General features: G+C 53.1%; 14 protein-coding genes. 10 read left to right on the forward strand and 4 right to left on the reverse strand.

What is annotated here, in order from left to right; genetic code table 11:
• Positions 1-94: 94 nt before the first annotated feature.
• The 5 genes from hemA to ACT3R4_RS11450 are packed head-to-tail and all read left to right on the forward strand — an operon-like array spanning position 95 to position 4,648.
• Positions 95-1,405 carry a glutamyl-tRNA reductase gene (hemA, locus tag ACT3R4_RS11430; RefSeq protein WP_441679075.1) on the forward strand — a complete coding sequence of 437 codons (1,311 nt, stop codon included), beginning with the start codon at positions 95-97 and terminating at the stop codon, positions 1,403-1,405.
• Positions 1,402-2,490, forward strand: coding sequence for a peptide chain release factor 1 (prfA, locus tag ACT3R4_RS11435; protein ID WP_441679076.1), 1,089 nt, complete (start codon positions 1,402-1,404; stop codon positions 2,488-2,490). The genes hemA and prfA overlap by 4 nt, the downstream gene beginning before the upstream one ends.
• Entirely contained in the window at positions 2,490-3,338 is an 849-nt protein-coding gene (gene prmC, locus ACT3R4_RS11440; protein WP_441679077.1) for a peptide chain release factor N(5)-glutamine methyltransferase, read from the forward strand. Before prfA ends, prmC begins: the two co-directional genes overlap by 1 nt.
• 31 nt (positions 3,339-3,369) lie before the next feature.
• Positions 3,370-3,870: an Lrp/AsnC ligand binding domain-containing protein gene (locus tag ACT3R4_RS11445; RefSeq protein WP_087106768.1), complete on the forward strand. Its 501-nt coding sequence runs from the start codon at positions 3,370-3,372 to the stop codon at positions 3,868-3,870.
• A 4-nt stretch (positions 3,871-3,874) separates the two neighbouring features.
• Positions 3,875-4,648 (forward strand): HesA/MoeB/ThiF family protein, encoded by a 774-nt coding sequence (locus ACT3R4_RS11450; protein WP_441679078.1) that lies wholly within the window; start codon positions 3,875-3,877, stop codon positions 4,646-4,648.
• 304 nt (positions 4,649-4,952) lie between these two features.
• On the opposite strand, the gene ahpF is transcribed toward ACT3R4_RS11450, so the two are convergent.
• Both ahpF and ahpC read right to left on the reverse strand, forming a co-directional pair.
• Positions 4,953-6,509 (reverse strand): alkyl hydroperoxide reductase subunit F, encoded by a 1,557-nt coding sequence (gene ahpF / locus ACT3R4_RS11455; RefSeq protein WP_441679079.1) that lies wholly within the window; start codon positions 6,507-6,509, stop codon positions 4,953-4,955.
• Between the two features lie 231 nt (positions 6,510-6,740).
• Positions 6,741-7,304, reverse strand: coding sequence for an alkyl hydroperoxide reductase subunit C (gene ahpC / locus ACT3R4_RS11460; protein ID WP_193054966.1), 564 nt, complete (start codon positions 7,302-7,304; stop codon positions 6,741-6,743).
• A 356-nt stretch (positions 7,305-7,660) separates the two neighbouring features.
• On the opposite strand from ahpC, the gene ACT3R4_RS11465 reads away from it, so the two are divergent.
• From ACT3R4_RS11465 to ACT3R4_RS11480, 4 genes are all read left to right on the forward strand, one after another.
• Entirely contained in the window at positions 7,661-8,764 is a 1,104-nt protein-coding gene (locus tag ACT3R4_RS11465; RefSeq protein WP_193054965.1) for a polyamine ABC transporter substrate-binding protein, read from the forward strand.
• Positions 8,765-8,858: 94 nt separating this feature from the next.
• On the forward strand, positions 8,859-10,076 hold the full coding sequence (potA, locus tag ACT3R4_RS11470) for a polyamine ABC transporter ATP-binding protein (RefSeq protein ID WP_441679080.1): 1,218 nt from the start codon (positions 8,859-8,861) through the stop codon (positions 10,074-10,076).
• Positions 10,077-10,110: 34 nt separating this feature from the next.
• Positions 10,111-11,022 carry an ABC transporter permease subunit gene (locus ACT3R4_RS11475; RefSeq protein WP_441679081.1) on the forward strand — a complete coding sequence of 304 codons (912 nt, stop codon included), beginning with the start codon at positions 10,111-10,113 and terminating at the stop codon, positions 11,020-11,022.
• Positions 11,019-11,840 (forward strand): ABC transporter permease subunit, encoded by an 822-nt coding sequence (locus ACT3R4_RS11480; RefSeq protein ID WP_193054962.1) that lies wholly within the window; start codon positions 11,019-11,021, stop codon positions 11,838-11,840. Before ACT3R4_RS11475 ends, ACT3R4_RS11480 begins: the two co-directional genes overlap by 4 nt.
• Before the next feature lie 18 nt (positions 11,841-11,858).
• On the opposite strand, the gene ACT3R4_RS11485 is transcribed toward ACT3R4_RS11480, so the two are convergent.
• Entirely contained in the window at positions 11,859-12,068 is a 210-nt protein-coding gene (locus ACT3R4_RS11485) for a zinc ribbon domain-containing protein (RefSeq protein WP_087106752.1), read from the reverse strand.
• Between the two features lie 136 nt (positions 12,069-12,204).
• Between ACT3R4_RS11485 and ACT3R4_RS11490 the strand changes: the two genes are divergently transcribed.
• Positions 12,205-12,633: a DUF3617 domain-containing protein gene (locus tag ACT3R4_RS11490; RefSeq protein WP_172117113.1), complete on the forward strand. Its 429-nt coding sequence runs from the start codon at positions 12,205-12,207 to the stop codon at positions 12,631-12,633.
• A gap of 104 nt (positions 12,634-12,737) precedes the next feature.
• On the opposite strand, the gene ACT3R4_RS11495 is transcribed toward ACT3R4_RS11490, so the two are convergent.
• A partial coding sequence (locus ACT3R4_RS11495) for an efflux RND transporter permease subunit (protein ID WP_496201865.1) occupies positions 12,738-15,086 on the reverse strand: 2,349 nt, incomplete at its 5' end.

Here is a 15,086-nt window from a genome sequence, read left to right on the forward strand (position 1 = left end):
AGACTTGCGCTAATTAAGCGTAAGACGTAAACCATTGAGACTTCAAGACCGATAGCAACGTGATGACCGAACCACTAGCGAAGACGCATACCGTATGACGCTTCTTGCCTTGGGAATCAATCACCGTACTGCCAGTGTGGCCGTACGCGAGCAGGTAGCCTTTACTCCGACGCAGTTAGAACACGCGCTGGAGCAACTGCGTGGTCTGTCACATATTAGCGAAGCAGCGGTGCTCTCCACCTGCAACCGCACTGAACTATATTGCGTAACGGACGCTGCTGGCGAGCAAGCCGTGCTTGAGTGGCTAGGGCGTTTTCATAACTTGAGTGTTGAGGAGCTGACCCGCTGCGCGTACCACTATTTAGACAACGACGCTGCGCGCCATTTAATGCGTGTGGCCGTTGGTCTGGATTCGATGGTCTTGGGTGAGCCGCAAATACTTGGTCAATTGAAAGATGCCTATCAACAGGCGCGCCAAATGCAGGGGTTAGGCGGCGAGCTTGAGCGTCTTTTTCAACATACCTTTACAATTGCCAAGCAGGTACGTACCGAAACCGGGATTGGCAAAAATCCGGTTTCGGTGGCCTATGCTGCGGTGAGCATGGCTAGCCGAATTTTTGATGATTTTAGTCGCTCGCGGGCGTTGTTAATCGGTGCGGGTGAAACCATCGAGCTGGTCGCGCGTCATCTACATGAAGCCGGTGTACGTCAATTAACTGTGGCTAACCGCACACGTGAGCGTGCTGAGCTTGTCTCCTCGCGATTGGGCGGTAAGGCGATTACGCTGTCTGAAATTCCGGTCGCGCTGGAAGAAGCTGATATCGTTATTTCTTCCACCGCATCCCCCCTGCCGATTTTAGGCAAGGGGATGGTTGAAAGCGCACTTAAAAAGCGTCGCCACCGCCCGGTTTTTATGGTGGATATCGCCGTGCCGCGGGATATTGAATCCGAAGTAGGCGAGCTTGCCGATGTATTCCTTTATACGGTTGATGATCTGGAAGAGGTGATCGAAGAGAATCGTCGCTATCGCCAAGTAGCTGCTGACCAAGCCGAGTCACTGATTGAACACGGTGTCAGTAGTTGGCAGCATGAAAAACGTATTCGTAACGGTGGCGAGTTGATTCGCGATTACCGTCAGCACGCCGAAACCCTGCGCGATCAATCGCGCGATCAGGCGTTGGAGCGCTTGGCGCGCGGTGAAGACCCAACCAAAGTGATTGAACGGCTGGCTCACCAACTGGCTAATCGCTTAATGCACCAGCCCACGCAAGCAATACGCGATGCCGCCTCGCAAGAGCAGCATGACTTGCTGGAGGCCGCGCCACGCTTACTATTGCCTGTTAAACCCGCCTTTGAAAAGCCCGCGCCCACGGCTAACCGCCAGAAGGATAATACGCCCGCATGAAAGATACCTTGCGCCAACGCCTCGATAGCTTTACCGAACGTTTTGAAGAGCTGGCGATGCTGCTGTCTGACCCTGAGGTCATTAATAATCAGCAGCGCTTTCGCGACTATTCACGTGAGTACGCCGAGCTGGATGAGCTGGTAGCGGCTTGGCAGCGCTATCGCAGCGTTGAAAACGATATTGAGGCAGCCCAGCAGCTTAGTCGGGACGATGATCCTGATATGCGTGAGCTTGCCGAGATGGAAGTCAGTGAAGGGCGCGAGCAGCTAGACCTACTGGATACTGAGCTAAAGCGTTTGCTGGTGCCTAAAGACCCCGATGATGGCCGAGGCGTGTTTTTGGAAGTACGCGCCGGTACCGGTGGTGATGAAGCCGCGATTTTTGCAGGTGATTTGTTTCGTATGTACTCACGCTATGCGGAAAAACGTGGCTGGCGCGTCGAAGTAGTGAGTACCAACCATGGCGAGCAGGGCGGCTATAAAGAGATTATTTCCCGCGTTAAGGGGGATAGCGTCTATGCGCGTTTGAAATTTGAGTCGGGTGCTCACCGAGTGCAACGCGTTCCTGCTACTGAATCTCAAGGGCGTATTCATACCTCGGCATGTACCGTGGCGGTGATGCCTGAAGTTGATGATGTTGGCGATATCGATATTAATTCATCGGATTTACGCGTCGATACCTACCGTTCAAGTGGAGCCGGTGGCCAGCACGTTAACACCACCGACTCAGCGATTCGTATTACCCACATACCGACAGGCGTAGTGGTTGAGTGCCAGGAAGAGCGTAGTCAGCATAAAAACCGGGCCAAGGCGATGTCGCTGCTTGCCGCGAAATTGAAGCGTAATGCGGTCGATAACCAACGTCAGGAGCAGGCGGATGCCCGTCGCTCGCTGGTAGGCTCTGGTGATCGTAGCGAACGTATCCGTACCTACAACTTCCCCCAAGGTCGAATTACCGATCATCGTATCAACCTGACGCTTTATAAGCTCAATGAAGTGGTGAGCGGCGAGCAATTGGATGAGGTCATTGAGCCCTTGATCCACGAGTATCAAGCCGAACAGCTATCGGCGCTTCAGGACACGTAATGACGTTTGATGCGCTTCTACAGGCCGCAGCAGAGCGCTTAAAAGCCGCCGGCTCAGCCTCGCCGCGCCTGGATGCCGACGTCCTGCTTGCCCACGTAATTCAACGGGACCGCACATGGCTGTATACCTGGGGCGACCGTGATTGTTCCGGGTGGGAGCATGCGCGCTTTGATGCACTGGTGGCGGCGCGTGTTCAGGGGCAGCCAGTGGCCTACCTGACCGGTGAGCGAGAGTTTTGGGGGTTGCGGTTGGTCACTTCAAAAGAGACGCTAATACCGCGGCCGGATACCGAAACGCTGGTAGAAACAGCGCTCAACCACGTTGCCTCTCCCGTCGGGCGCTTGCTGGATTTAGGTACGGGCACCGGAGCCATTGCACTGGCTTTTGCCAGTGAGCAGCCTGGTTGGCAGGTGGTTGGTGTCGACCTTCGCTCAGAAGCGGTTTCTTTGGCACAGCGAAACGCAGCCGCGTTAGGGATCGATAACGTAGCGTTCATGCAAAGCAATTGGTTTGCTGCCTTTGAGCAGGATGCGACACCCGTAGAGCGGTTTGATCTTATTGTGAGTAATCCGCCGTATATTGCCGCTGACGATCCGCATTTGCACCAAGGGGATGTGCGCTTTGAGCCGCTGAGTGCGCTGGTGGCAGGGGGCGATGGGCTGGCCGATTTGATACATTTAGTGGCCACGGCGCGGCGCTACTTAACAGCCTCAGGATGGCTGTTGCTAGAGCATGGCTATCGTCAGGCAGCCTCAGTGCGCGCAGCGCTGGTGGATGCGGGTTATCAAAACGTTGAAAGTGTTTGCGACCTCGGTGGGCATGAGCGTATTACCCTTGGGCGCTACTAGCTCGTCTGGCTTATCTGTAGTGGATCCTGCTATGAAACCTAAAAATAGAACGCTAGACCGTATCGACCTTAAAATTCTGCGCTGCCTGCAGGAAAATGCACGTATTTCCTATGTTGATTTGGCATCAGAGGTTGGTTTATCCACAACTCCTTGTTTGGAGCGTGTCAAGCGCCTGGAGCGCGCGGGCATTATTCGTGGCTACCAGGCGATTCTTGACCCCCAGGCACTCAAAGCCAATTTACTGGTCTTTGTTGAAATTAGCCTGGAAACTCAATCGCCAGCCGTATTTGATGAATTTCGTCGAGCCGTTGAAAAGCTGCCGCAAATCCAGGAGTGCCATCTGGTCTCTGGTCAATTTGATTACATCTTGAAATGCCGCATTCCAGAAATGGCCGCCTACCGTCAGCTATTAGGAGACGTGGTGCTTACGCTCCCCGGCGTCAAAGAGTCTAAAAGTTACGTGGTTATGGAAGAGGTGAAAGAAAGCTTTAGCCTGCATGTACCCGACGTTGAGCACTTTGAGGACAAATAAGTCGATGATGGATGATCAGACACTGCTGCGCTACAGCCGTCACATTATGCTGCCTGAAGTGGATATTGAAGGGCAAGAGCGCTTGCGTAGTGCCCACGCCCTGATCATCGGTGCGGGAGGGTTGGGCTCGCCGGCGGCACTTTACCTGTCCGCTGCGGGTGTCGGGCGGATAACGATTGTAGATGCTGATCATGTCGAGTTGTCTAACCTTCAGCGTCAAATTGCTCATCAGCAGGCAAGCATTGGGCAGAATAAGGCGGCTTCTGCCAAGGCCAGTATGCAGGCGCTAAACCCGGATTGCCGTATTACAGCACTTGAAACGCATGCGGAGGGGGAAGCCCTGGAGCAGCTCGTTGCTGCTGCCGATGTGGTGCTGGATTGTACGGATCGTTTTTCCAGCCGCTATGCCATCAATGCTGCCACGCAAAAGGTAGGTGTTCCGTTGGTGTCAGGCGCTGCCATTCGCTTTTCTGGTCAGCTTGCGGTGTTTAGCCCCCGTGACCCAAACTGCCCCTGCTATGCCTGCCTTTACCCACCGGACGATATGGGTGATGAGGCACTTGGCTGCGCAGAAAGTGGTGTGATGGCACCGTTGGTGGGGTTAATCGGATGTTTTCAAGCAGTTGAGGCGTTCAAATTGCTAAGTGGCGCCGGGCAAACCCACCAAGGGCTTGCAACCTTTGATGGCCTACGAGGCCAGTGGCGACACTTCAATGTACCGCGTGATCCGGCTTGCACTGTGTGCAGTGTGATACCTAAACAGGACGATGTTTCGTAGAAGAGGCATTAGTTGGTTCATCTGCAAGCGCTGCCCTGCCCAGAATCCCTTTTTTTGATGAGTTGCTGCGACTAGACTATCTGGTTGGTGGCTGCTGGTTGCTGGCTGGTGAGTTAAAGACAAAGAAATCCGGCCTCCAGGGGGAGAGAGCCGGATTTTCTTGGAGCCTTCGGTATCGGCAAGCCTTGGCCGAATAACATGACGTAGGATAGCGGTTATGACGTCACGGTGTTATACGTCAAAGGGATAGGGGAGGCGGGTAGTGGAAAACCACTACCCGCTTTTTGGTGTTGGTGCTTGGCGATTAGTTACGGATCAGGTAATCAAACGCGCCAAGTGAGGCTTTTGCGCCTTCGCCCATGGCAATAATAATCTGCTTGTAAGGCACCGTGGTAACATCACCCGCGGCAAATACGCCGGGTACCGAGGTCATGCCGTGAGAGTCGACGATGATTTCCCCGCGCGGTGTCATTTCGATGGGCGAGCCTTTCAGCCACTCGGTATTTGGCACCAGGCCAATCTGGACAAAGATGCCTTCCAGCGCGATGTTTTTAGTCTCATCGGTGTTGCGGTCTTTGTAGGTCAGGCCATTAACGCGGCTGCCGTCACCGGTTACTTCGGTGGTTTGAGCATTTAAGATAATGTCCACGTTGGGCAGGCTCTTAAGTTTTTTCTGCAGTACCGCATCGGCACGCATTTCACCCATAAATTCGAAAAGGGTGACGTGAGCAACGATGCCCGATAGGTCAATGGCAGCTTCAACGCCAGAGTTGCCGCCGCCAATAACCGCGACGCGCTTGCCTTTAAATAGCGGGCCGTCGCAGTGCGGGCAGTAAGCAACGCCTTTGTTGCGGTATTGCTGCTCGCCGGGGACATTCATTTCGCGCCAACGGGCGCCGGTCGCCAGAACCAGTGTTTTGCTCTTGAGTTTTGCACCTGACTCAAAGGTCACTTCGTGCAAGCCACCTTCGGCCTCAGCAGCTTTAAAGGCAGTTGCCGTTTGCAAGTTCATTACATCAACGTCGTAATCCTTGACGTGCTCTTCAAGCGCGCTAACAAGCTTGGGACCTTCTGTATGAGTAACCGAAATAAAGTTTTCGATACTCATGGTATCCGCTACCTGGCCACCAAAACGCTCAGCCGCAACACCGGTACTAATGCCTTTGCGTGCAGAATAAATGGCAGCTGCAGCACCCGCGGGGCCACCGCCGATCACCAGTGTATCGAATGCGGCTTTGGTGCTTAGCTTGTTGGCTTCGCGGTCGGCGGCGCCCGTGTCCACTTTGGCCAGAATTTGCTCAAGGGTCATGCGGCCCTGATCGAACGGCTTACCGTTTAGATAAATACTGGGCACTGACATAATTTCACGCTCTTCAACTTCGTCCTGGAAGAGCGCCCCATCAATCGCCACATGGCGGACGTTGGGATTAAAGATCGCCATCAGGTTTAACGCCTGAACCACATCGGGGCAGTTCTGGCAGGACAGCGAGTAGTAGGTCTCAAAGAGCATATCGCCTTCGAGCGCTTTAATCTGGTTAAGCACCTCGTCAGAGGTTTTCGGTGGGTGTCCACCTACTTGCAGCAGTGCCAGAACCAGCGACGTAAACTCGTGGCCCATGGGAATACCGGCAAATACAACACCCGTCTCTTCACCTGTGCGGTTGATCGCAAAAGAGGGTGTGCGGCTATCCTGACCATCCGTTTTCAGGGTGATCATGTCACTCAGCCCGTTGATATCTTCCAACAGGCCGTGAAGTTCACGTGACTTGTCACCGTCATCAAGGGACGCAACGATCTCGAACGGTTGAGTCACTTTTTCCAAGTAAGCTTTCAACTGATTTTTTAAATTAGCGTCCAACATGACAGTGAATTCCTCGTAATCTGTAAAAGGTGTTCTCAACCCTTAGCCACATTTAGCCCTCGCTAGTGAAAATCACAGCGAAGTCGGTATAAAAGGGAGAACATATAGCGCGATGTAAAGAGAACACCCGGGTGAAAAAAGCCCGGGTGTTAGGCTGCCATCTGGTTAAGCCGTTATCGTAAGCGGCGCTTCAAGAGCGATTAAGATAACGAAGATGGCAGCACTCGCCGTTTAGATTTTGCCAACGAGGTCTAAAGAGGGCGCGAGTGTTTCTTCGCCTTCTTTCCATTTGGCCGGGCATACTTCGTTGGGGTTTTCACGAACATACTGGGCAGCTTTAACTTTGCGCAGTAGCTCTTCGGCATTACGGCCGATGTTGCCCGCATTGATTTCAACGATCTGAACTTTACCGTCGGGATCGATAACAAACGTGCCGCGTTCTGCAAGGCCTGCTTCTTCAATCAGGACTTCAAAGTTACGCGAGATTTGCAGCGTGGGGTCAGCCAGCATTGGGTACTGAAGCTTGCCGATCGTTTCGGAGCTATCGTGCCATGCTTTATGGGTGAAGTGGGTATCGGTTGAAACGCTGTAAATTTCAACGCCCAGCTTTTTGAAGGCTTCGTAGTTGTCGGCCAGGTCGCCAAGCTCCGTTGGGCAAACAAACGTAAAGTCAGCCGGGTAGAAGAAGAAGATGGACCATTTTCCCTTCAGGTCAGCTTCGGTGACATCAATAAATTCGCCATCTAGATAGGCGGTAGCTTTAAACGGTTTTACTTCAGTGTTGATCAAGGACATCCAGATTATCTCCGTGTCTTGTGAATGAAGGTGAAAATGTTGAGGACTATAGTAGGGGTATTTTCCTGATAGCTAAAATTGAAAAACACCATTTAGCGTATAGTCTTTTACTATTATGCAGCAGCCTATCTACGCTCCGCAGACCTTGAAGTGGGGGCAGGCCCACTATAATGCAAGAATCTTTCACATTGACTTGCGATAGAGACCGCTGCGCCGCAAAATTCGCGTTCAGTAGAAAAGCCCACGCTAACGGCGAGTGGCTGATGGCTGGCGTTAATCTAGATGGTACTGTTTTGAAGAGCTGTTTTTGAATAACCGTTGCTGAATAACTGTTTTTGGATAATGAGGAGCACGAAATGGGGAACATTCACAAACTTTCCGGGGCCGTTGCGGCCGTTTCTTTAGCCGCAGCGGCGACAGTCGCCCATGCCGATGAGGTACGGGTATATAACTGGTCAGATTATATAGCACCGGAAACGCTTGAAAAATTTACCGAGCGTACCGGCATTGATGTTACCTACGATGTTTATGATAGTAATGAGACGCTTGACGCTGCCTTGCTGGCAGGCCGTTCGGGGTATGACGTAGTGGTGCCTTCTACGCACTTTTTTACGCGTCAACGCCAAGCGGGCGTTTATCAAGCGCTTGATAAAGAGCAGTTACCAAACCTGGAAAATCTCAATACCGAGTTGATGGAAAATTTAGACGCGATTGACCCTGATGGCGACTACTCAGTGCCTTACATGTGGGGCACTAACGGTATTGGCTACAATGTTGAGCGCGTGAAAGAGATCCTGGGCGATGATGCGCCGGTCGATAGTTGGGCAATGCTATTTGACCCTGAAATTACCTCCGCGTTAAAAAAGGCGGGTTGCGGTATTTCAATGCTGGATACGGGTGAGGAAATGCTGCCCGCGGCCATGGCTTACCTGGGCCTGAACCCGCTAAGCGAAAACGCGGAAGACTTTGAAGCCGCCGGTGAAGTGATTAGCGCCGTGCGCGATGATATTACCTATTTCCACTCTTCACGCTACGTATCCGACTTGGCCAATGGTGATATTTGTGTGGCAGGCGGATATTCAGGCGATGTATTCCAGGCTGCTGAGCGTGCCGAGGAAGCAGGGCGTGATTTTGACATTGGCTATAGCATTCCTAAAGAAGGCGCCGCCTTGTGGTTTGATGTTATGGCGGTCCCGGCGGACGCGCCCAATGCTGAAAACGCCCATGCCTTTATTAACTTTATCCTGGACCCGGAAATTGCCGCAGAAATTACCGATTACGTCAGCTACGCCAACCCCAATGCGGCGGCCGATGCTTACCTTCCGGAAGAAATTCTGAATGACCCGGCGATCTATCCCGAAGCCGAGGTTATGCAAAACCTGTATGTGGCGCTTGACATGCCACAGCCGGTACAACGTATCCGTACACGTGTGTGGAACCGTGTAAAGTCTGGCCGTTAAGCTAACCTCATCCGACAGCGAGCCAGGCCTTTTGCCTGTCTCGCTGTTCATCTTTTAATGCCCGGTTTTCCGGGTCTTTTGATGGGAGTGGCGAATGGTCACTACGCCCCTGTCGGACGGAAATTCGGCGAGCGAACCCTCGGCAAACGAACCTTCAGTGAACGAAACGGCAGCGTCTCCCTTGGCGATACAACGCCCACAAGGCAAGACACCGCGGTTTGCAGAAGACATCGTGCTAGAAGTTAAAGGCTTATGTAAGCGCTTTGACGAGGCCTTGGCGGTAGATAATGTAAATTTACAGGTGAAGCGTGGTGAGATTTTTGCGCTTTTAGGCGGGTCGGGTTCGGGGAAGTCGACGCTGTTGCGTATGCTCGCCGGGTTTGAAACTCCCACGGACGGGCATATTTTGCTGGGCGGTCAAGACATTACTGCGATCCCGCCCTACAAGCGCCCGATTAACATGATGTTTCAATCCTATGCGCTATTTCCACACATGACGGTGGCGCAAAATATTGCCTTTGGGCTAAAGCAGGACAAGCTTGCCAAGGCGGAAGTAGATGCGCGCGTGGCGCAAATGCTGAAACTGGTGCATATGGAACGCTTTGCCAAGCGTAAGCCGCATCAGCTTTCCGGTGGCCAGCGTCAACGGGTGGCGCTGGCGCGCTCCCTCGCCAAACGGCCAAAACTGTTGCTGCTTGATGAGCCCATGGGCGCGCTGGATAAAAAGCTGCGTACTGAAATGCAGTTGGAAGTGGTCGAGATTATTGAGCAGGTAGGCGTGACCTGCATTATGGTGACCCACGATCAGGAAGAGGCCATGACCATGGCGGATCGTGTCGCCATTATGGCCGATGGCTGGATTGAGCAGGTTGGCTCGCCGGTCGATGTATACGAAAGCCCAGCCAGCCGTATGGTGGCGGAATTTGTCGGTACGGTGAACCTGTTTGAAGGCGAGATTGTGGAAGATGCCGCTGACCACTGCCAAATCGTATCGCCTGAGCTTGAGCGCCCCATTTATATCGACCACGGCATTACCACTCAAGCGGTTGATCGGCGGGTGTGGGCCGCGCTGCGTCCGGAAAAAATCTGGCTAACGCGTGAGAAACCCTCGTCTGATTACAACTGGGCAGAGGGTAAAGTTCACGATATCGCCTACCTGGGTGGTTTTTCGCTTTACTACGTACGCACCGCCTCGGGTCAGTTGATTAAGGTCAGCATGGCGAATACCGAACGGCGAGGTGACCGGCCAACCTGGGAAGACAGTGTGTATGTCTACTGGGAAGACCACAGTGCCATCGTGTTGAACCGCTAATGGCCCTTTCTGGCTACTTGGGAGATTGCTTGCGATGATGCCATCTCAACTCACTGCTCTGTTCAAACGCTTACAGTTAGGGCGTCGGGCGGTGATTGCCTTGCCGCTTGTATGGCTACTGCTGTTTTTTTTGCTGCCCTTTGCCCTGGTACTGAAGATCAGTTTGTCGGAAGGGGTTGTGGCGATCCCTCCTTATGGGCCGCTGCTTGAGTATACCAACCAGACCCTGCATATCTTTCTAAACGTGGGCAACTATCTGTTTTTGCTCTCCGATTCGCTGTATGCAGCTGCCTATTGGGGGTCTGTAAAAACGGCGTTTATCTCAACCGTGGCCTGTTTGTTGATCGGCTACCCGATGGCATACGCCATGGCCCGTGCCCCAGCACGCTGGCAGCTTCTGTTGTTGTTGCTGGTAATGTTGCCCTCCTGGACCTCGTTTTTGATTCGCGTGTATGCCTGGATGGGGATTTTAAGTAACAGCGGCCTTATCAATAATCTACTGATAGGGTTGGGTCTGATCGATACGCCTTTACGAATGATGAACACGCAGTTTGCCGTGGTGATAGGTATTGTCTATGCCTATCTTCCCTTTATGGTGTTGCCGCTTTATGCCCATCTAACCCGGCTGGATAATTCACTACTGGAGGCCGCTTCGGACCTTGGGTCACGTAAACTCAATACTTTTATCAAGGTAACGCTGCCCCTTTCGATGGGGGGAATTATTGCGGGGTCAATGTTGGTATTTATCCCGGCCGTGGGCGAGTTTGTTATTCCCGAGCTATTGGGCGGCCCGGATACGCTGATGATTGGTAAGGTACTTTGGGAGGAGTTTTTCCTTAATCGCGATTGGCCCGTTGCCTCGGCGCTGGCAATGGTGATGTTACTGCTGCTGTTAATACCGATTGTTTGGTTTCACCGTTACCAGTCTCGGGGGCTTGAAGAATGAGCGTAGTACGACGGCGGCCGCATTTTTCAACCTTGATGCTGATACTCGGCCTGGTGTTCCTCTATCTGCCGATGGCGGTGTTGGTGGTGTACTCCTTCAACTCCTCCAGGCTCGTTACCGTGTGGGCGGGCTTTTCAACCCAGTGGTACGGGGCGCTGTTCCAGGACCAACAAATTCTCTCGGCAGTATGGACGAGTCTAAAAATCGCGTTTTTTGCCGCGAGCATGGCGGTATGTTTGGGAACGGTCGCGGCGTTTGTAATGACGCGATTTGGACGCTTCCGTGGAAAAACGGCGCTTTCCAGCATGGTAACGGCACCCCTTGTCATGCCCGAGGTCATTACCGGGCTGTCGTTGCTACTGCTATTTGTTCAAATGGCACAGCTGACAGGCTGGCCCGCCGACCGTGGTGTAGGCACTATCTGGATTGCGCATACTACCTTTTGCAGCGCTTACGTTGCCATTGTAGTGGCGGCACGGCTGCGCGAGTTGGATAGCTCGATAGAAGAGGCGGCAATGGATTTAGGTTCACCACCGCTTAAAACGTTCTTTTTTATCACGCTACCCATTATTGCCCCTGCGCTGGCGGCGGGCTGGCTGCTCGCCTTCACTCTGTCGTTGGATGACCTGGTCATCGCAAGCTTCGTGTCAGGCCCCGGCGCCAATACGTTACCCATGGTGGTGTTTTCATCTGTTCGCATGGGCGTATCGCCTAAAATTAACGCGCTGGCGACGCTGATTATTTTGACGGTATCGCTGGTGACGTTTTTGGCGTGGTACCTGATGCGTCGTAGCGAAGCCAAGCGGCAAATAAATTAGCAACAAGGAGGCGCTTGGCTAGAAAACGTCATCGTCTCGGCCGGTTAACACGGCTTCAAGTTCGCCGGTCATGGGCGAGATGATGATTTCAAGCTGAATAGGCGCACAGCATTGATGGCAATCTTCCCACGTGGCGTGGCTGCCTTGAGATGTATCGATGACAAACGTCAGAGGCGCATCGCAATAGGGGCAGTTAAAATCGTGGTTTACCAGGGCATCATCGTGCATAAGCAGCTACCTTTAAAAGTTTGGAGCTTGGCGGCAGTGTAGCAGTCTGCGCGAAGCCGGGCATGGCGGTGATGAATCAGGTAGGATATACGCGGTTTTCCACGGACTGTTTTTCAACGTGCTAAAGAGAGAAACGATGATGTTACGAAACATGGTAGTAGCGGCCACTTTGGCCTTCCCGATGGTCGCCTTGGCGGAAACACCGAATGTTACCCCAGGCGAGTGGGAGTTCGTCAGCGTGACCAGCATCAGTGGCGACATGGATATTCCGGACCAAACGGAAACGGAGCGTCAATGTATTACTCAGGATGACCTTGAAGGCGCCGAGTTTGGGTTTATCGAAGAAGAAGATGGCTGCGAGCTTCTCAATCAGGAAATGAGTGCTGACGGTCTCTCTTACAGCATGGTATGTCGCGCAGAGGGTGGTGAAGCCAATATCGATGGCGATATGAGCTTTATGGGCGAGCAAATCAGCGGCAGCGTTGATATTCTCACTCAGTCGCCAATGGGCGAGCTGACCATGAATACCGCTATTGAAGGTCAGCGTGTAGGTGAGTGTGAATAATCACTTGCGTTGATGCCTGAAAAGGGCGCCTCTTTTTGAAGAGGCGCCCTTTTTTTGACCGATAGCCTTTCTTTACCTCTAGAAAGAAAAGCAGCAACACGTCGCTAACCGGCGGAGTCGGAAATTTCCTCTTCCAGACGCCGTTTAACCGCACCGGGGGAGCCGGTATGACGTGCCAAAAGGTCGTATGCAACCGGCACTACAAACAGCGTGAACAGTGTCGCCGCACCAACGCCTGCCATTACCACCGTGCCAATCACCAGGCGGGATTCAGCGCCTGGCCCGCTTGAAATAATCAGTGGTATGGCTCCGGCCATGGTGGTGATTGCGGTCATCAAAATAGGCCGTAGCCGGGTGACGGAGGCTTCAATGAGCGCTGTACGAAAGGCTTTGCCCTCATCGCGTAGCTGGTTGGCAAACTCGACGATCAAAATACCATTTTTAGCAGCCAGACCAATCAATAGCACCAGGCCAACCTGACTATAAATGTTAAGCGACTGCCCGCTTAGCAAAAGCGCCAATAGGGCGCCGCTCATCGCGAGCGGTACTGTCAACATAATGACAAAGGGGTGGATAAGGCTTTCAAACTGTGCGGCTAGCACTAGAAATACCACGATGGCGCCTAATATCAGCAGGAAGGTGGTCGCGCCACTTGCCTGCTGAAAATCACGTGAAGGGCCTGCCACGTTGGTTTGTGCTTCTTCGGGCAACAGCGTGTCGGCGGTAGCTTGTAGATATGTAAGCGCCTCCCCAAGCGGGTAGCCGTCAGCCAGGTTGGCCTCAATGGTAATGGCTCGAATACGGTCAAAGCGGTTTAACGTGCTGGCGCCAGCAACGTCGGTAAGCGTCACGAGGCTTGCGAGAGGGATTAGTTCACCAGAGCGTGCCGAGCGTACCTGTATATTATCCAAGGCGCGGGGGCTGTTCTGCCGATCGCGATCACCTTCGATAATCACGTCGTACTCTTCGCCGTTATCCACGTAGCGGGTAACGTTGCGACCGCCTAACAGCACTTCAAGCGTACGGCCTATTTCGGTAATCGTTACGCCCAATGCTGCTGCTCGCTCATAGTTAATCTCGACACTGAGCTGTGGCTGGGTCTCGTTATAGTTGCTTTCAAGCGCCGTAATGCGTGGGTTATCCTCCCGCACATAGTCCATCAGCAGGGTGCGCCAGCGAGCGAGTTCTGCGTAATTACCGCCGCCAATCACAAACTGCACAGGCTTTTGTGTGCGTTGGCCAAAGCCCTGGCGCATAACGGGGAATGCCTGAACGCCGGGCAGCGGCCTTAGCAGCGCTCGCACGTCATCCATTACTTCCCATGCGCTGCGGCGGCTGCCCCAATCGGCCATATTGATGATGACAAAACCGCCGTTAAAATTCTCGATATTGCCAAAGCCGCGTGGCGCACGTACGACCACACGTTCAAGCTCACCCGTTTCTATCAGGGGAGCCAGTCGTGCTTCGATTTCATCCATGTAGTCCATCATGTAATCGAAGGTAGCGCCTTCAGGGCCATTCACCAATACGATAAAGTTGCCACGATCCTCTTGTGGGGTGTACTCATTGGGTAGCTCGGTAGTCAGCCATGCCGTCATGGCGATCAACAGTGCAAATACCCCGACGACTATCCAGCTTTGTGCAAGCAACCACTCAAGGATACGCTGATAACGTCGCTGAGTAATACCCAGTAGCCACTGGACACCTTTACCCACGGCGCTGTCGTGCATGCCGGGTTTAAGAATCTTGGACGCCATCATGGGGGTTAAGGTAAGCGCCAGGAGTGTCGAGAAAACAACGGCTGCCGCCATCGTGAGGGCAAACTCGGAAAAGAGCCGACCAATGTCGCCCTGTAGCATGCTTAACGGAACAAATACCGCGACCAACACCAGCGTAGTGGCAATAACCGCAAACGCGATCTGGCGTGTTCCTCTAAAAGCGGCTACCAGCGGCGTTTCACCATAGTCGTGCATGCGGCGATTGATATTTTCCAGTACCACAATAGCATCATCAACAATCAAACCAATCGCCAACACCAGCGCCAGCAGAGTGAGCAAGTTGATTGAAAAGTTCATTACGGCAAGCGCGGTAAAAGCCCCAATGACCGCAATAGGAACGGTAACGGCAGGCACCAGCGTGGTCCGCAGGTTACCGAGGAATAAAAAGATCACCACGACGACCAGGCCCATGGCAATAAACAGGGTCATCACGACTTGTTTAATGGCACCGGAAACAAAGACCGAGGCATCATGGGTTAGGCCAAGCGTCATGCCCTCGGGGAGCGTCTCTTGAAGGCGCTCCAACTCATGCCGCACTGCACTTGAAAGCTCAACGACATTAGCGGTCGACTGCATAACGATGCCAAGCCCGACCATCGGAATACCATTGGCGCGAAATACGGAGCGATCTTCAACCGAGCCGACCTCAACCCGGGCAACGTCGTCCAGTCGTAC

The organism is Halomonas sp. AOP7-E1-9, from assembly GCF_052376035.1.
GTDB classification, from domain to species: Bacteria; Pseudomonadota; Gammaproteobacteria; order Pseudomonadales; family Halomonadaceae; genus Vreelandella; species Vreelandella citrativorans.